The organism is Terrabacter carboxydivorans (genome assembly GCF_039532035.1).
Classification (GTDB): Bacteria; Actinomycetota; Actinomycetes; order Actinomycetales; family Dermatophilaceae; genus Terrabacter; species Terrabacter carboxydivorans.
Genome location: NZ_BAAARE010000005.1, coordinates 110,950 through 127,485, shown reverse-complemented (window position 1 = coordinate 127,485; position 16,536 = coordinate 110,950). Strand labels below are relative to the sequence as shown.

The window sequence follows — 16,536 nt, the reverse complement described above, 5'->3', positions numbered from 1 at the left end:
CACGATCGCCTTTTGTGGCAGGGCAGCTCACGCCCCGACCGGTCGCGTTCGTCCCACAGGTCGAACCCGCCCGGTGACCCACGTCACAGCACCCCTAAGGTTGAAGCATGCGTCGCGCCAAGATCGTCTGCACCATCGGCCCCAAGACCTCATCGCCCTCCCAGCTCCGCGCCCTCGTCGACGCCGGCATGGACGTCGCCCGGCTCAACCTCTCGCACGGTGACCACGCCGTGCACGAGCAGGTCTACCGCGACGTCCGCGCCGCGGGCGACGCGTCCGGACGCGCCGTCGCGACCCTCGTGGACCTGCAGGGCCCCAAGATCCGCACCGGCCGCTTCTCCGGCGGCCCCGTGACGCTGAGCCCCGGCCAGCGCTTCACCATCACCACCCGCGAGGTCGACGGTGACGACACCATCGTCGGCACGACGTACGCCGGCCTGCCCGGTGACGTCAGCCCCGGCGACGTGCTGCTCATCGACGACGGCAAGGTCATGCTGCGCGCCGTCGAGGTGGGCGACACCGACGTGCTGACCGAGACGGTCATCGGCGGCCAGGTCAGCAACAACAAGGGCATCAACCTGCCCGGTGTGGCCGTCAGCGTCCCCGCCCTGTCCGACAAGGACCGCGAGGACCTCCGCTTCGCGATGCGCCTCGGTGTCGACATGATCGCGCTGTCGTTCGTGCGCTCGGCCGAGGACATCGTCGACGTCCACGCGATCATGGACGAGTTCGGCGACCGCATCCCCGTCATCGCCAAGATCGAGAAGCCGCAGGCGGTCGACAACCTCGAGGGCATCGTCGCGGCGTTCGACGGCATCATGGTCGCCCGCGGCGACCTCGGTGTGGAGATGCCGCTCGAGGACGTCCCGCTCGTGCAGAAGCGCGCCATCGAACTCGCCCGCCGCGAGGCCAAGCCGGTCATCGTCGCCACGCAGGTGCTCGAGTCGATGATCGAGAACCCCCGGCCGACGCGCGCCGAGGCCTCCGACGCCGCCAACGCGGTGCTCGACGGTGCCGACGCGCTCATGCTCTCCGGTGAGACCTCGGTCGGCGCGTGGCCCATCGACTCGGTGCGCACCATGGCGCGCATCATCGAGTCCACCGAGGAGAAGGGCTTCGACAAGATCGTCCGCATGCCCACCAACCCCAAGACGGTCGGTGGCGCGGTGACCAAGGCCGCCGTCGAGATCGGCGAGGTCGTCGGGTCCAAGTTCCTCATCGTCTTCACCGAGACCGGCGGCTCGGCGACGCGGATGGCCCGCATCCGCCCCCGCCAGCCCATGCTGGCCTTCACCTCCGAGCCGCGCGTCCGTTCGCGCCTCGCCCTGGTCTGGGGCATCGAGACCTACCTCGTGCCGCGCATGCACCACACCGACCAGTTCGCCATGCAGGTCGACCTCAAGCTCATCCCCGAGGGTCGCGTGGCCGAGGGTGACCGCGTCGTCATCGTCGCCGGCTCGCCTCCCGGCATCCCCGGCTCGACCAACGCGCTGCGCGTCCACCGGGTCGGCGACGCCGTCAACCGGGCGGCCCCCGCCTACCGGCCCGAAGAGGTCACGAGCTGAGCGCACACGCTCGGGTGGTGGCGGCACCCCACGAGTGACGGCGTATGCCGTTGGGCGCGCCCGACGGCATACGCCGTCGTGGGTATGCTGGCTCGGCAACTCCGGCCGGGGTGGTGGAATGGCAGACACGGGGCACTCAAAATGCTCTGGCCGCAAGGCCGTGCGGGTTCGAGTCCCGCCCTCGGCACCGAAGACCCGTAGTGGCGCCGACGACGGGTGGCGCAGGGTGACGGTCCCGAAACGCGCCGGAAACCTGGCCCCGGATAGGCTTTGCCCGTGAGCACCGACGAGAGCCTGACGCCCAAGCCGACCCCTGCCAGTGTCGCCGCCCCCACAGAGGGCACGGAGGGCGCCGGAAGCATCGAGGGCGCCGACGGCGCCGCGGCAGCCCAGGCGGCCGAGAGCGGCGACGGCACCGCGGCGCCCGTCTCCGGCGGCACCCGCATCCTCGTCGCCGAGGACGAGGCGCTGATCCGCCTCGACCTCGTCGAGATGCTCGGCGAGCAGGGCTACGACGTCGTCGGCCAGGCCAGCAACGGCGAGCAGGCCGTCGAGCTCGCCAAGGAGGTCCGTCCCGACCTCGTCATCATGGACGTCAAGATGCCGATCCTCGACGGCCTGTCCGCCGCAGAGCAGCTGCACGAGGCCAAGCTGTGTCCCGTCATCATGCTGACGGCCTTCTCGCAGACCGAGCTCGTCGAGCGCGCCCGCGACGCCGGCGTCATGGCCTACATCGTCAAGCCCTTCACGGCCGACGACCTGCGTCCGGCCATCGACATCGCCACGTCGCGCTGGCAGGAGCTCAAGGCCCTCGAGTCCGAGATCGCCGACCTCGGCGAGCGCCTCGAGACGCGCAAGCTCGTCGACCGGGCCAAGGGCGTGCTCATGACGCAGCTCAAGCTCAGCGAGTCCGACGCGTTCCGCTGGATCCAGAAGACGGCGATGGATCGCCGCCTCGGGATGAAAGAGGTCGCCGAGGCCGTCATCAACGGCTTCCCGGCGGCCTGACCGCGACGTCTCAGCAGATCCTGCGGCCCCCGGCACGGGCGCAGGTCACGACACGGTCACCGATCGCCGTTTTCTGATGACCCCAGCACGGGTTTCGGCTTAGTCTCCGACCAGCCCTCGACTGAGGGATGAGTGACATCAGGAGGACACCCGTGCGTTCCACCCTCAAGTTCGCCGTGCCGCTCGCGGTTGCGGCGCTTGCCCTCGGTGCGTGTGGCACCAAGGGCGGCGACACCACGACCCCGGCGGCCAGCGGTGGCGCCGCGGCCTGCGGCAACTACAAGATCGGCATGTTCGGCGCCCTGACCGGCCCGAACGCCAACCTGGGCATCTACATCCAGAACGGTGTCAACCTGGCCCTGGACGACTACAACAAGAAGCACGCCGACTGCAAGGTCACGCTCGAGAACTACGACTCGCAGGGCGACCCGACGCAGGCGCCGGCCCTGGCCAAGAAGGCCATCGACGACAAGAAGGTCGTCGGCATCGTCGGCCCCGCGTTCTCCGGTGAGTCCAAGGCTGCCGACCCGGCGTTCAACGAGGCCGGCCTCGTCACCATCACGCCCTCGGCGACCAACCCGAAGCTCGCCGACAACGGCTGGAAGACCTTCTTCCGCGCGCTCGGCAACGACGCGACGCAGGGCCCCGCCGCCGCCAAGTACATCAAGGACACCCTCAAGTCGACGAAGACCTTCGTCATCGACGACGCGTCCGAGTACGGCAAGGGCCTGGCCGACATCGTCCGTCAGGACCTCGGCAGCCAGGTCGTCGGCAACGACACCATCCAGCAGAAGCAGACCGACTTCTCCGCCTCCGTCACCAAGGTGACGAGCTCGGGCGCCGACGCGCTCTTCTTCGGTGGCTACTCGCCCGAGGCCGCCCCGATGATCAAGCAGCTGCGCGACGCCGGCTGGAAGGGCACGTTCGTCGTGGCCGACGGTGTCAAGGACCAGTCCTTCATCGACAACGCCAAGGAAGCCGCCGAGGGCACGATCATCACCTGCCCGTGCGTCCCGCCGGACGTCGCTCCGGCCTTCCAGGCCGCCTACAAGGCGAAGTACAACGAGGACCCCAACACCTACTCCGGTGAGGGCTACGACTCCGCCACGATCCTGCTCGACGGCATCGCCGCCGGCAAGGACCGCGCCTCGATGGTCGACTTCGTCAAGGCCTACGACAAGAAGGGCGTCACGAAGCAGCTGAAGTTCGACGCCAAGGGCGAGTCGGCCGACATCAAGGTCTTCGCCTACAAGGTCGAGAACGGCAAGATCGTCTCCGTCGGCGAGATCAAGTAACGCGAACGTCATCGAAAGGGGGGCGGTCGGGGCAGTACGCTCCGACCGCCCCTCGTTCGGTTGACGTCCGACTTCTGATCCAGCCCATCGCACCCGGCCCAGGAGGTCTTGGATGCAGAACCTGATCGACAACTTCTTCTCGTACACCATCACGGGACTGACGATCGGCGCGGTGTACGCGCTCATCGCGCTCGGCTACACCCTCGTCTACGGCGTGCTGCGCCTGATCAACTTCGCCCACTCCGAGGTGTTCATGTACGGCACCTTCGCAGCGCTGTGGGTCGTCATGCTCCTCGGCGGCCACCCCGGCGCCGGCGTCGGGCAGGTCATCTTCTGGGTCGCCATGATGTTCGTGGCGGCCATGGCCATGTCCGGCCTCATCGCGGTGCTGCTCGAACGGGTGGCCTACCGCCCGTTGCGCAAACGCAACGCACCACCGCTCATCGCGCTCATCTCCGCCATCGGCGCCTCGTTCGTCCTCGCGGAGATCATGGGCCTGCGCAGCCGCATCGTCGGCTGGGTCGGACTCGATGACACCCTGCGCGACTACGTCCGCAACTCCCGCAACAACGCGGGCCTGCCCACGATCATCCAGCCCCAGCCGATCTTCACGATCGGTGGCTACCACGTCACGAACGTCGACATCTTCGTCATTGTCGGCGCGATCGTCATCATGGTGATCCTCGACCAGTTCGTGAAGCGCTCGCGCCTCGGTCGCGGCATCCGTGCCGTGGCGATGGACCCGGAGGCAGCGGCCCTGATGGGCGTCAACCGCGACCGCGTCATCCAGGTGACCTTCCTCGTCGGCGGCGTCATGGCCGGTGCGGCGGCGGTCTTCTACATGCTGAAGATCGGCATCACCCGCTACGACGCCGGCTTCATCCTCGGCGTCAAGGCCTTCACGGCGGCGGTCCTCGGCGGCATCGGCAACCTGCGCGGCGCCCTCCTCGGCGGCTTCGTCCTCGGCCTCGCCGAGAACTACGGCTCCGCGGTCGTCGGCTCGCAGTGGAAGGACGTCGTGGCCTTCGTGCTCCTCGTCCTCATCCTGCTCTTCCGACCCACCGGCCTGCTCGGTGAGTCCCTCGGAAAGGCGCGCGCATGAGCACCACCACGTCGGCATCCACGACCGCCAAGCCGTCGTCGCGGGGCTTCAAGGAGCGGGTCACCAACCTGCCCAGGGCCGTCAAGATCATCCTCTGGCTGGCCTTCGCCGTCTTCCTCTTCCTGCTGCCGCTGCTGAACATCCCGTTCATCACGACGGAGGGGTCGGACTTCGGCGGCGTCCTCTTCACGGTGTCGACCTACGTCCTCGTCGCGCTCGGACTCAACATCGTCGTCGGCTACGCCGGACTGCTCGACCTCGGCTACGTCGGGTTCTATGCCGTCGGCGCCTACACCGTCGGCGTCCTGACGTCCGAGCACGCCCACCTCTCGTGGGTCCTCGTGGTGCCGATCGCGATCGTCGTGGCCATGGTCTCGGGTGTCATCCTCGGTGCACCGACCCTGCGCGTGCGCGGCGACTACCTCGCCATCGTGACGCTCGGCTTCGGTGAGATCGTGCGCCTGACGCTCGTCAACTCGCAGTGGCTCGGTGGGGCCCAGGGCATCAGCGACATCCCGAAGCCGCCCGGCATCGAGCTGTTCAAGGTGCCGAGCCTCGACTGGAGCGGCGGTGCGCCGGTCGTCGACCTCAGCACGACGTCGACGTTCCTCAAGTTCGGCATCAACGACTTCGTGCCCTACTACTGGCTGGCCCTCGGCATCATCGGGCTCGTCCTGCTCTTCGACATCCTCGTCAAGAGCAGCCGGGTGGGCCGCGCCTGGGAGGCGACCCGTGAGGACGAGGACGCCGCAGAGCTCATGGGCGTGCCGACCTTCCGGTTCAAGCTGCTGGCCTTCGCCCTCGGCGCCGCGATCGGTGGCCTCTCGGGTGCGCTCTTCGCCACGAAGGCGGGCTTCATCTCGCCCGACAGCTTCCAGCTGCTGCTCTCCATCCTGTTCCTGGCCGCCGTCGTCGTCGGTGGCGCCGGCAACCGCTGGGGCGTCATCGTCGGTGCGATCGTCGTCGGCTACTTCCCGGAGCGCTTCCGTGACTTCGCGGACTTCCGCGTGCTCGTCTTCGGTCTCGCCCTGATGCTGCTCGCGATCTTCCGCCCCCAGGGTCTGCTGCCACCGCGCCGCACCGTCCGCGCCAAGCGGGCGGACGACAGACAGGCCGTTCTCGAGGAAGGAGAAGCCAGTGCCTGAGCCGACTCAGCCCACCACCGGCGACGACGACACGACGACCCCGCCTGCCACCGCACCCACCAGCGGGTCGGAGCACCCGGTCGAGCACCAGCTCGTCGACCCGGCCGACGAGGTCACCGAGATCAACCCCGACGTCGACATCGCGCCGGTCGACATCGGCGTGCCGGTGGTCGCCGAGGGGGAGAAGCTGCTCGAGGTCGACGAGGTCACGCTCCGTTTCGGCGGTGTCGTGGCCCTCAACGAGGTGAGCTTCCACATCAACAAGGGCGAGATCCTCGGCCTCATCGGTCCCAACGGTGCCGGCAAGACGACGTGCTTCAACGTCATGACCGGCGTCTACCAGCCGACCTCGGGGGCGGTTCGCTATCTTGGCAAGCCGCTCGGCAAGCGCAAGAAGTTCCAGATCACCAAGCTGGGCATCGCGCGCACCTTCCAGAACATCCGTCTGTTCGCCAACATGACGGCGCTCGAGAACGTCCTCGTCGGGGTTGACGCCCACCACTCGACGGGCGTCGTCTCGGCGATGTTCCGGCTGCCGAAGCACCGCAAGGAGGAGGCCGAGGGCTTCGCGCGCGCCATGGAGCTGCTCGCGTTCATGGGCCTCGACGGCAAGGCCAACGAGCTCGCCCGCAACCTCCCGTACGGCGACCAGCGCCGTCTGGAGATCGCACGCGCCCTGGCCACCAGCCCGCAGCTGCTCTGCCTCGACGAGCCGGCGGCCGGCTTCAACCCGGCCGAGAAGGTCAAGCTGATGGAGCTCATCCGCACCATCCGCGACCAGGGCTACACCGTCCTGCTCATCGAGCACGACATGAAGCTCGTCATGGGCGTGACCGACCGGATCGTCGTGCTCGAGTTCGGCCGCAAGATCGCCGAGGGCTCACCCGCGGAGATCCGCGACAACCCGGCGGTCATCGCCGCCTACCTGGGAGTTGATGAGGAAGATGCTTCTTGAGGTCAAGGGCCTGTGCGTCAACTACGGGCGCATCGAGGCCATCCGCGACATCAGCTTCACGGTCGAGGAGGGTGAGATCGTCACCCTCATCGGCGCCAACGGCGCGGGCAAGACGACGACGATGAAGACCGTCTCGGGCCTGCGCCCGGTGCGGGCGGGGTCGGTCGTCTTCAACGGTCAGGACATCACGCACCTGCCCTCGCACGAGCGGCCGGTCCTCGGGATCTCGCAGTCCCCCGAGGGTCGAGGCTGCTTCGTCGGCATGACGGTGATGGAGAACCTCGACATGGGCACCTACGCGCGCCCGGACCGCAAGAGCAAGGCCGTCAAGGACGACCTCGAGCGCGTCTTCGAGCTCTTCCCCCGGCTCAAGGAGCGCAGCAACCAGGCGGCCGGGTCGATGTCCGGTGGCGAGCAGCAGATGTTGGCTATGGGGCGTGCCCTCATGGCCAAGCCGAAGCTGCTGCTGCTCGACGAGCCGTCGATGGGTCTCGCGCCGAAGCTGATCCAGCAGATCTTCGACATCGTGACGGAGATCAACAGCCAGGGCACCACGGTCCTGCTCGTCGAGCAGAACGCCGCCCAGGCGCTCAAGCGGTCGCACCGCGCGTACATCCTCGAGACGGGCGAGATCGTCCGGGAGGGCACGGGCAAGGCCCTCGCCGACGACCCCGCCGTCAAGGCCGCCTACCTCGGCGGCGACGTCTAGACCGGGTTGTCCGGGCGGGCCGAGCGGCCTACGGAATCCGAAGCGGGGCACCACGACAACGGTCGTGGTGCCCCGCTTCGCGCCGGTGCAGTTGCGACCTGCTCTTCCGTCACGTCGCCGTTGGTCGTAGTGTCTGCCGGGTGACCTCGGGGCCGGAACAGGAGGAATGATGGGTCGAGCAGTGGTCTCGGTGCAGCGCGTGGACGAGGGCCTGCACTCTCAGTTCATCGAGCTGTGGATCACGCACCGCATCGAGGGTGGCACCACCCCTGAGGCGGCCCAGCGGCTGGCCCTCGACGGCACCCTGCGAAATGCCTTGCAGCGCAACGACATCTGCGCCTTCATCGCGTTCACCGATGGGCGGCCGGCAGGCTACGTCGTGCTCGCGGACTCGACCCGCAGCCTTCTCGTCGACTCGCCGTGCGTGTCGATCGACATGCTCTTCGTGCACCAGGACTTCCGGCGCCAGGGCATCGGGCGCGCGCTGCTCTCGGCCGCGACCCGCTACGCCGACCGCCAGGGCTGCGAGCACCTCGCCAGTGCGGTTCCCGCAGGTGACCGCGAGGCCAACCGCTTCTTCGCGCGTCTGGGGTTCGCACCCGAGACCGTGCGCCGGGTGGCGTCCGCGGCGACGCTCCAGCGCAAGCTCGCCGGTGAGCAGCGCCCTCAGCGGGTGTCGCTCGACCTGCTGCAGCGCCGGCGCGACCTGCGGGCGCGGGCCAGGGCGCCGCGGCACGACCCGAAGATCGCCGGCTAGGTCCTGCCCCACCCGGCGCCCGGTCAGGCTCCGGGCGCCGCGTCACGCAGCAGGCAGGTGATCCTCGAGGTGCACAGGCGTCGGCCGTCCTCGTCAGTGACGACGACGTCGTAGCTGACGAGCGTGCGACCTGCGCTCAGCAGGGACGCCGTGCCCGTGACGACGCCCGTGCGCGCGGCCCGGTGGTGGGTGGCGTTGATGTCGAGACCGACGGCCACCCGGCCCGGTCCGGCGTGCAGCTGGGCCCCGACGGAGCCGAGGGTCTCGGCGAGCACGACGCTGGCGCCGCCGTGGAGCAGGCCGTAGGGCTGGGTGTTGCCCTCGACGGGCATCGTCGCGACCAGGCGCTCGGGCGTGGCCTCGAGGATCTCGATGTGCATCCGGTCCAGGAGGGTGCCCTCCGTCGTCATCTGCATGTCCTCGAGCGTGGATCCGGCCGGGCGCGGCGTGGGGTCGGTCATGGGCGTGATCGTATGCCGCCCTCCCTGTCGTGCGCGCGACGGCGTGCCCGCGGTCGTGCCCGCGGTCGTGCCCGCGGTCGCGCCCGCGGTCGTGCCCGCGGTCGTGCCCGCGGTCGGGGCGTCGGTGGGCGCCACTAGGGTTGCCGTGTGAGCCGACTTCTCCTCCTCGACGGACACTCGCTGGCCTATCGCGCGTTCTTCGCGCTCCCCGCCGAGAACTTCTCGACGACCACCGGGCAGCACACCAACGCCGTCTACGGCTTCACCTCGATGCTCATCAACATGCTGCGCGACGAGGAGCCGACCCACGTCGTCGTGGCCTTCGACAAGGCCCGCCAGTCCTTCCGCACCGAGGAGTACTCCGAGTACAAGGCCGGGCGGGCCCGCACGCCCGACGAGTTCCAGGGCCAGATCCCGCTCGTCAAGGAGATCCTCGACGCGCTGCGCATCACCTTCGTCGAGCTCGACGGCTACGAGGCCGACGACATCATCGCCACGATCGCGACGCGGGCCGAGGCCAAGGACATCGACGTCCTCATCTGCTCCGGCGACCGCGACACCTTCCAGCTCGTCTCCGACCGCGTCACGATCCTCTACCCCGTCCGGGGCGTCTCCGAGGTGTGGCGCATGGGGCCCGCCGAGGTCCAGGAGAAGTACGGCGTGCCGCCGACCCGCTACAGCGACCTCGCCGCGATGGTGGGGGAGACCTCCGACAACCTCCCGGGCGTGCCCGGGGTCGGCCCCAAGACCGCCGCGAAGTGGATCACCCAGTACGGCGACCTCGACGGCATCGTCGCCAGCATCGACAAGATCCCCGGCAAGGCCGGCCAGTCGCTGCGCGACCACCTCGACCAGGTGCTGCGCAACCGCCGGCTCAACCAGCTCGTCAAGGACAGCCCCGTCGGTGTCGAGATCGAGGACCTCAAGCGCAGCCAGTGGAGCCGCGAGGAGGTCCACACGGTCTTCGACGGCCTCGAGTTCCGGGTCCTGCGCGACCGGCTCTTCGCCACGGTCGAGGCGGCCGCACCGGAGGCGGAGGAGGGCTTCGAGATCGACGGCTCCGTGGTCGCCCCCGAGTCGGTGGCGGCCTGGGTGGCCGAGCACCTCGCCAACGACCACCGCTCCGGGCTGTCCGTCACCGGCAGCTGGGCCCGCGGCACCGGCGACGCGAGCGGCATCGCCGTGGCGGCTGCCGACGGCAGCGCTGCGTGGATCGACCTGCAGACCCTGACGCCCGAGGGCGAGGCGGCCCTCGGCGCCTGGCTCGAGGACGCCGACCGCCCCAAGGCCATGCACGACGCCAAGGGACCCGTCGAGGCGCTGGCGGCACGGGGGTGGTCGCTCGCGGGGCTGACCAGCGACACCCAGCTCGCGGCCTACCTCGTCAAGCCCGACCAGCGCACCTACCACCTCGACGACCTCGTCCTGCGCAACCTGCACCGCGAGCTGAGCGGTGCGGCGCCGACCGACGGGCAGGGCATGCTCGACTTCGGCGGCGACGCCGACGAGCAGGCCGCGCAGAAGGAGATGGTGCGCGCGACCGCCGTCCGCGACCTCGCCTCCGTGCTCGACGAGCAGGTCGCCGCCACCGGCGGTGCCGAGCTGCTCGCCGACGTCGAGCTCCCGCTAGTGGACGTCCTCGCGCGCATGGAGCGCACCGGCATCGCCGTCGACGTGCCCGGGCTCGACGCCCTCGAGACCGACTTCGCCGCCAAGGTGGCCGGCGCCCAGCAGGACGCGTGGGACGCCATCGGCGGCGAGAAGATCAACCTCGGGTCGCCCAAGCAGCTGCAGGAGGTGCTGTTCGGCACCCTCGGCATGCCCAAGACGAAGAAGACGAAGACCGGCTGGACCACCGACGCCGACGCGCTGACCGACCTGTTCGCCAAGACCGAGCACCCGTTCCTCGAGGCGCTGCTCCGCCACCGTGACGCCGCGCGGCTGCGCGTCACCGTCGAGGGGCTGCAGAAGTCGGTGGCCGACGACAGCCGCATCCACACCACCTACCTGCAGACCATCGCCGCGACCGGGCGCCTCAGCTCGACCGAGCCCAACCTGCAGAACGTCCCGATCCGCACCGAGGAGGGGCGCCGCATCCGCGAGCTCTTCGTCGTCGGTGACGGCTTCGAGGCGCTCATGTCGGCCGACTACTCGCAGATCGAGATGCGCGTCATGGCGCACCTGTCCGGCGACGCCGGGCTCATCGAGGCCTTCCGCACCGGAGAGGACCTGCACAAGTACGTCGGCTCAAGGGTCTTCGGCGTCGAGCCCGACGACGTCACCGCCGCGATGCGCTCCAAGGTCAAGGCCATGTCCTACGGCCTCGCCTACGGGCTCTCAGCCTTCGGGCTGTCCAAGCAGCTGACCATCAGCACCGAGGAGGCCCGCGGCCTCATGGACGGGTACTTCGAGCGCTTCGGAGGCGTCAGCGACTACCTCAAGGAGGTCGTAGCCGAGGCCCGCGGCACCGGCTACACCGCGACGATGTTCGGTCGTCGCCGCTACCTGCCCGACCTGACCTCGGACAACCGGCAGCGACGCGAGATGGCCGAGCGGATGGCGCTCAACGCACCCATCCAGGGGTCCGCCGCCGACATCATGAAGGTCGCCATGATCGGCGTCGACCGCGCCCTCACCCGGGCCGGGGCCAAGTCCCGCATCCTGCTCCAGGTGCACGACGAGCTCGTGCTCGAGGTGGCCGCCGGTGAGCGGGACGACATCGAGAAGCTCGTGCGGCACGAGATGGGCCACGCGGCCGAGCTCGACGTCCCGCTCGACATCAACGTCGGCGTGGGGCACTCCTGGCACGACGCCGCCCACTGACCCCCGCTCACGCCCCCCGACGCGGCGCAGTGACGCGCCACCGACGGCGACCGTCGACCTCGTCCCGTCGAGGAGGCTCACGGCGAGACCCCGAGCGGTGCCGGGCCGTCGACCGGGTGCCCGGGGGTCCCGGCGGCCGGTCGGGCGGGGTGACTACCCGTTCGGGACGGGCGTTTGGTCACGTTATGGAAACGGGAGGGTCGTGTCCATCACTTGACACTCCACGCAGACCTGCTCACCTGCATACTGCTCGGTAACTTGCACCCGCCAATGGAGGCGGGTGCTTTTACTGTGAGGTGGACATGGTCAGAAGCCTGGTCACAGGTCTGTGTCTCGCCGTCTTCGCGGCGGTCATCATCGGGCTCAGCAACGTCCTCGGTCTCGATCTCGAGCACGTCGCCCTCCTCGGCGCGGCCCTCGGTGGCGTCCTGGGGCTCGTCCCGCACCGTCCGGCGTGGGGCAAGGTCGCGGGCTTCGCCGCGGGCTTCCTTCTCGCGTGGCTCGGTTTCGCGCTGCGCGCAGCCGTCCTGCCGGACTCGTCCGCGGGCCGTGCGGTCGCGGCCTTCGTCGTCGTCGCACTGGTCGGTGTCGTCGCCGCGGTGTCCGGCGGCCGGCTGCCGCTCTGGAGCGGCCTCGTCGGGGCCGCGTCGATCGTCGGCGCCTACGAGTCGGTCTACACCGACGCCCCCTCGCAGTTCCTCAGCGAGTCGCCCGCCGCAGCCACCACGGTCCTGCTGGCCGTGGGCCTCGGCTACCTCGCCACCAACCTCCTTGCGCCGCAGTCGGACCCGGCGGCGGGTCCCGCCCGCCGCCGTCGCGGGCCCGACGAGTCGGAGGCCGGCTCCGAGCGCACCACCACCAACCTCGATGACCTCGTGACGGGAGCGGCACAGTGAGCAAGCGGACTCTCGCCACCCTGGTTGCCGGCCTGGCGACCATGCCCACCCTCCTGCTGCTCGCGGCCTCGCCCGCGGCAGCGGCCGGTGACTCGAACGTGCAGGTGTCCAACACCGAGACGGTCCAGGCCTACCTCGACGCATCCGGCACCGTCGACGTCGCTCGGGTCTACGAGCAGGTGGCCATGAAGGGCCGCGGCACGGTCGACCTCAAGAACCCGGTCGAGACCCAGGGCCTGCGCAACCTCGACGGCTTCGGAGGCTTCGACGTCAAGGACGGCGTCATGGTCGGCCGGTACGACGTCGACGGTGAGCAGCAGCTCCGGACGGTCAGCGACTACACGAAGAAGCTCCCGCTCGAGGTCCACGCCACCTACACCCTCGACGGCAAGCCCGCCGAGCCGGGCGACCTGCTCGGGCGCAGCGGTCACCTCGAGGTCAGCTACACCGTCAAGAACGTGACGGCGACCTCGCAGGTGGTCACCTTCGACGACGGCACCGGGCACAGCACGTCCGCGACCGAGGACGTCGTCATCCCGATGGTCGGCTCGCTCACGACCACGGTCCCCGACACGTTCACGAACGTCAGCTCGAAGGAGGCCAACCTCGCCGGCGACGGACGCGGCGGCACGAAGCTGACCTTCACGATGACGCTCTTCGGGCCCATAGGCACGCCGACCGCGACGTTCGGCTACGCGGCCGACATCGTCGACGGCACGCTGCCCAAGGCCTCGGTGGCGGCGCTGCCCGTCAGCCCGCTCGACAGCCCGTCCTTCAAGGGCGGGGCCGCGAGCTACAAGAGCGGTGCCACGACCGGGGTCACCCTGACCTCCGGTGCGACCGAGATCGACTCCAACCTGCTCAAGCTGCGCGACGGAGCAGGCACCCTGCTCGCCGGGCTCATCCAGCTGCGCGACGGTGCGCGCAAGCTCGACGCCGGCCTGGGTGCCCAGGCGCTCCCCGGCTCGCGCGCGCTCGCCTCCGGCGCCGGCCAGCTCAAGGACGGCACGAGCAAGCTGCGGTCCGGTGCGGGTGCGGCCAAGGACGGCTCGTCCAAGGTCGCGGGCGGCGCCGTGCAGGTCGCCGACGGCGCGGGCCAGCTCGACGCCGGTGCCAGGAAGCTGAGTGGCGGCGCGGCCCAGGTCGACGACGGCGCCGGCCAGGTCGCGGGCGGACTGCACCTGCTCGGTGAGGGCGCCCCCGCGCTCGTCGACAACCTCGCGCTCGTCGCTGACGGGCTCGACAAGGTCGACGCCGGTCTGACGCAGCTCTACGACGGCGTCGGTGGCCTGCCGGACCAGGCGAAGCCTCTCCACGCCGGCATCGCCAAGCTCCGCGCCGGCCTCGGCGCCAAGGGGCAGACCGGCACGCTCATCGACGGGGTCGACCAGATCCGCGCCGGCCTGTCGGCAGCCACCGAGAAGGGCGGCAGCCTCGACCAGCTCAAGGGCGGCGTCGACGCGTCCAAGGGTGGCGTCGACGCGTCCAAGGTGGGCGTCGACAAGTCCAAGGGTGGCGTCGACGCGTCCAAGGCGGGCGTCGACCAGGTCCACTCCGGCCTGCAGGACGCCCTCAAGCCCGGCGGCGGCATCGACCAGCTCAGCGGCGGGGTGTCGATGGCCACCAAGGCGGACTGCGGCCCCGCCTGCCAGACGATCCTCGGCCAGGTCCAGCTCGGCCTGACCGACCTCCGTGGCAAGACGACTGCCGCCTCCACCGGCCTGGGCCAGGTCTCCGGCGGGCTGGACGCCGTCTCGACCGGGCTCGGCCAGGTGTCCGGCGGCCTCGGCCAGGTCTCCGGCGGCCTCGGCCAGGTCTCGGGCGGCCTCGGTCTGCTCAAGGGCAAGCTCAGCGACGCCGCCTACGGCCTCGTCAAGGTCGAGTGCGGCCTGAGCAACACCACGCTCGTGGGCGTCTGCGACCCGAAGGTGCCCGGGCTGCTCGAGGGCGTCGACCTCGTCGACGGGGGAGTCTCCCAGCTCGTCGACGGCGTCGTCACCAAGGTGCAGGGCGGCATCGGCACGCCCAAGGACCACGCGGGCGACCTGACGCTGCGCGGCGGGGTCAACGACCTCCAGAGCGGAGTGGACCTGCTGGGCCTCGGCGGCCTCGACCTGCTCGACGCCATCGACCAGCTCACCGTCGGAGCCGACCGGGTGCACGGCGGCACGTCGCAGGTCGCGACGGGTGCCAAGGCGCTCGGTGCCGGGGCCTCGAAGCTCGCGTCTGGGTCGGGTGACCTCGCCACGGGCGCCGGTCAGCTCGACGCCGGTGTCGGCCAGCTCGCCACGGGTGCGGGTCAGCTCGACGACGGTGCGGGCAAGCTCCAGGCCGGCGCGGGTCAGCTCTCCTCCGGCCTCGCGGACGCGGCCGGCGGCACGAGCAAGCTGGCCGCCGGTCTCACCGATGCCGCGGCGGGCGCTCCCGCCCTCAAGGACGGGGCCCAGCGCCTGTCGGACGAGGGCACGAAGAAGCTCGTCGAGGCCGGCAAGGCCACGGCTGCGGACTACGGCGAGAAGTACGCCCTCATCGAGGTCGGGGCCCGTCGAGCCAAGGCCGAGGGCATGGCCTACGGAGCACCCGTCGGTGCGATGGGCGCGACGGCCTACTCCTACGAGCTCGCGGGTGTCGACGGGGAGGGCTCGGCGAACTTCGGCCGGGCTGCTGCCGCCGTCGGTGTCTTCGGGCTCGCCGGTGGGAGCGTGCTGCTGAGGCGACGCCTGCTCTGAGCGCCACTCCCGAGAGGCCACGGACCGGACCCGGTTCGTGGCCTCTCGCGCGTGATGTCGCCGGTCAGCGGGCGGTCTTGTCGCAGACGAAGATCGCCGTGCCGGGGATGACCCGTCCGCGCAGCGGCGACCACCCGCCCCAGGGCTGGTCGTGACCCTCGGGCCACTCCGGCTCGACGAGGTCGACGAGCACGAGGCCGGCCGCCGCGATCTCGCGCACCCGGTCGCCCATCGTGCGGTGGTGCTCGACGTAGGTCGCCCGGCCCGACTCGTCCTGCTCGACGTAGGGCGTGCGGTCGAAGTAGGAGTGGCGCGCCGTGAGGCCGTCGGCGCCCGGGTCGTCGGGGAAGGCCCACCGCACCGGGTGGGTCGTCGAGAAGACGAAGCGGCCGCCGGGACGCAGCACGCGCGCCGCCTCCCTCATGACGACGTCGGAGTCGCCGACGAAGGGCACGACGCCGTATGCCGTGAACACCGTGTCGAAGGACGCGTCGGCGAAGGGCAGGGCCCGCCCGTCGCACTGGGCGAACGGGACGCGGACCGTGGGTGCTGCCGGGTCACGAGCAAGGTCTTGAGCCGGGTCTTGGCTGGCGTCGTCGGCGGGGTCCTGGGTGCGCCCTCCGGTGGGGTCGACGGTGGGGTCGACGGCGGTCGCCGGCTCGAGGGCCGCGTTGACGGCGACGCCGGTCGCGACCATGCCGGCCGAGATGTCGGTGGCCACGACCGTCGCACCGTGCGCGGCGAGCCAGCGCGAGCACTGGCCGGAGCCCGCCCCGATCTCCAGGACGCGCCGACCCGCCGGGTCACCGAGCAGGCGGGCGTCCTCCTCGCGGAGGCGCTCGGGCCCCCAGACGAAGTCGGTGTCCCCGAGGAACGAGCCGTGCTCGACGTAGTAGGAGACGGCCTCGTGGTCCCACCACGTGCGGTTGGCCGTGGCCGTCTCGGCCGGGGGAGCGGGACGTCGGGTGGCCTCGGTGGGCGTGCTCACGGCATACATCGTCTCTTTTGACCGGGTGCTGACAGCGCGGATAGGATTGCCGAGCGCATTCGTGTGCGCACGCTCAATGTTGAACCTGTCCACAAGGCATCGG

13 protein-coding genes and 1 tRNA gene are annotated in these 16,536 nt (G+C 70.3%); 12 read left to right on the top strand and 2 right to left on the bottom strand.

Translation table 11 applies throughout. From position 1 onward, the window contains the following. Nucleotides 1-107 precede the first annotated feature (107 nt). The 9 genes from pyk to ABD297_RS07045 all read left to right on the top strand — a co-directional run bounded on the left by pyk (nt 108) and on the right by ABD297_RS07045 (nt 8,536). Nucleotides 108-1,565, top strand: a complete 1,458-nt coding sequence (gene pyk / locus ABD297_RS07085; protein WP_344254132.1) for a pyruvate kinase — start codon at nt 108-110, stop codon at nt 1,563-1,565. A gap of 104 nt (nt 1,566-1,669) precedes the next feature. Beyond that, nucleotides 1,670-1,752: transfer RNA gene (locus ABD297_RS07080), tRNA-Leu, on the top strand. A gap of 89 nt (nt 1,753-1,841) precedes the next feature. After that, a complete protein-coding gene (locus ABD297_RS07075) occupies nt 1,842-2,573 on the top strand; it encodes an ANTAR domain-containing response regulator (protein WP_425581145.1) in 732 nt (243 codons plus the stop codon). Nucleotides 2,574-2,725: 152 nt separating this feature from the next. Next, nucleotides 2,726-3,868 (top strand): branched-chain amino acid ABC transporter substrate-binding protein, encoded by a 1,143-nt coding sequence (locus ABD297_RS07070; RefSeq protein ID WP_246111445.1) that lies wholly within the window; start codon nt 2,726-2,728, stop codon nt 3,866-3,868. 112 nt (nt 3,869-3,980) lie between these two features. Next, complete coding sequence (locus ABD297_RS07065) at nt 3,981-4,970, top strand: branched-chain amino acid ABC transporter permease (protein WP_344254131.1); 990 nt, start codon at nt 3,981-3,983, stop codon at nt 4,968-4,970. Continuing rightward, nucleotides 4,967-6,115 (top strand): branched-chain amino acid ABC transporter permease, encoded by a 1,149-nt coding sequence (locus ABD297_RS07060; protein WP_344254130.1) that lies wholly within the window; start codon nt 4,967-4,969, stop codon nt 6,113-6,115. The genes ABD297_RS07065 and ABD297_RS07060 overlap by 4 nt, the downstream gene beginning before the upstream one ends. Continuing rightward, nucleotides 6,108-7,070, top strand: coding sequence for an ABC transporter ATP-binding protein (locus ABD297_RS07055; protein ID WP_425581144.1), 963 nt, complete (start codon nt 6,108-6,110; stop codon nt 7,068-7,070). The genes ABD297_RS07060 and ABD297_RS07055 overlap by 8 nt, the downstream gene beginning before the upstream one ends. Then, nucleotides 7,060-7,779 (top strand): ABC transporter ATP-binding protein, encoded by a 720-nt coding sequence (locus ABD297_RS07050; RefSeq protein ID WP_344254254.1) that lies wholly within the window; start codon nt 7,060-7,062, stop codon nt 7,777-7,779. Before ABD297_RS07055 ends, ABD297_RS07050 begins: the two co-directional genes overlap by 11 nt. A 169-nt stretch (nt 7,780-7,948) precedes the next feature. Next, nucleotides 7,949-8,536, top strand: coding sequence for a GNAT family N-acetyltransferase (locus tag ABD297_RS07045; protein WP_344254129.1), 588 nt, complete (start codon nt 7,949-7,951; stop codon nt 8,534-8,536). A 23-nt stretch (nt 8,537-8,559) separates the two neighbouring features. On the opposite strand, the gene ABD297_RS07040 is transcribed toward ABD297_RS07045, so the two are convergent. Then, nucleotides 8,560-8,997, bottom strand: coding sequence for a hotdog fold thioesterase (locus ABD297_RS07040; protein WP_425581143.1), 438 nt, complete (start codon nt 8,995-8,997; stop codon nt 8,560-8,562). A gap of 147 nt (nt 8,998-9,144) precedes the next feature. Here ABD297_RS07040 and polA point away from each other — a divergent pair, with 147 nt between their 5' ends. From polA to ABD297_RS07025, 3 genes are all read left to right on the top strand, one after another. After that, nucleotides 9,145-11,820 (top strand): DNA polymerase I, encoded by a 2,676-nt coding sequence (gene polA, locus ABD297_RS07035; RefSeq protein WP_344254128.1) that lies wholly within the window; start codon nt 9,145-9,147, stop codon nt 11,818-11,820. A gap of 302 nt (nt 11,821-12,122) precedes the next feature. After that, nucleotides 12,123-12,716, top strand: coding sequence for a hypothetical protein (locus ABD297_RS07030; RefSeq protein WP_344254127.1), 594 nt, complete (start codon nt 12,123-12,125; stop codon nt 12,714-12,716). Then, nucleotides 12,713-15,445, top strand: coding sequence for a hypothetical protein (locus ABD297_RS07025; RefSeq protein WP_344254126.1), 2,733 nt, complete (start codon nt 12,713-12,715; stop codon nt 15,443-15,445). The genes ABD297_RS07030 and ABD297_RS07025 overlap by 4 nt, the downstream gene beginning before the upstream one ends. A 64-nt stretch (nt 15,446-15,509) precedes the next feature. Here ABD297_RS07025 and ABD297_RS07020 read toward each other — a convergent pair whose 3' ends face one another. Beyond that, nucleotides 15,510-16,433 carry a class I SAM-dependent methyltransferase gene (locus tag ABD297_RS07020; protein ID WP_344254125.1) on the bottom strand — a complete coding sequence of 308 codons (924 nt, stop codon included), beginning with the start codon at nt 16,431-16,433 and terminating at the stop codon, nt 15,510-15,512. Nucleotides 16,434-16,536: the final 103 nt, after the last annotated feature.

Excerpts from the sequence above, each read along its gene's own strand:
- pyk (WP_344254132.1), top strand. The coding sequence starts at position 108 with ATGCGTCGCGCCAAGATCGTCTGCACCATCGGCCCCAAGACCTCATCG.
- ABD297_RS07065 (WP_344254131.1), top strand. The coding sequence starts at position 3,981 with ATGCAGAACCTGATCGACAACTTCTTCTCGTACACCATCACGGGACTG.
- ABD297_RS07060 (WP_344254130.1), top strand. The coding sequence starts at position 4,967 with ATGAGCACCACCACGTCGGCATCCACGACCGCCAAGCCGTCGTCGCGG.
- ABD297_RS07050 (WP_344254254.1), top strand. The coding sequence starts at position 7,060 with ATGCTTCTTGAGGTCAAGGGCCTGTGCGTCAACTACGGGCGCATCGAG.
- ABD297_RS07045 (WP_344254129.1), top strand. The coding sequence starts at position 7,949 with ATGGGTCGAGCAGTGGTCTCGGTGCAGCGCGTGGACGAGGGCCTGCAC.
- ABD297_RS07040 (WP_425581143.1), bottom strand. The coding sequence starts at position 8,997 with ATGACCGACCCCACGCCGCGCCCGGCCGGATCCACGCTCGAGGACATG.
- ABD297_RS07030 (WP_344254127.1), top strand. The coding sequence starts at position 12,123 with ATGGTCAGAAGCCTGGTCACAGGTCTGTGTCTCGCCGTCTTCGCGGCG.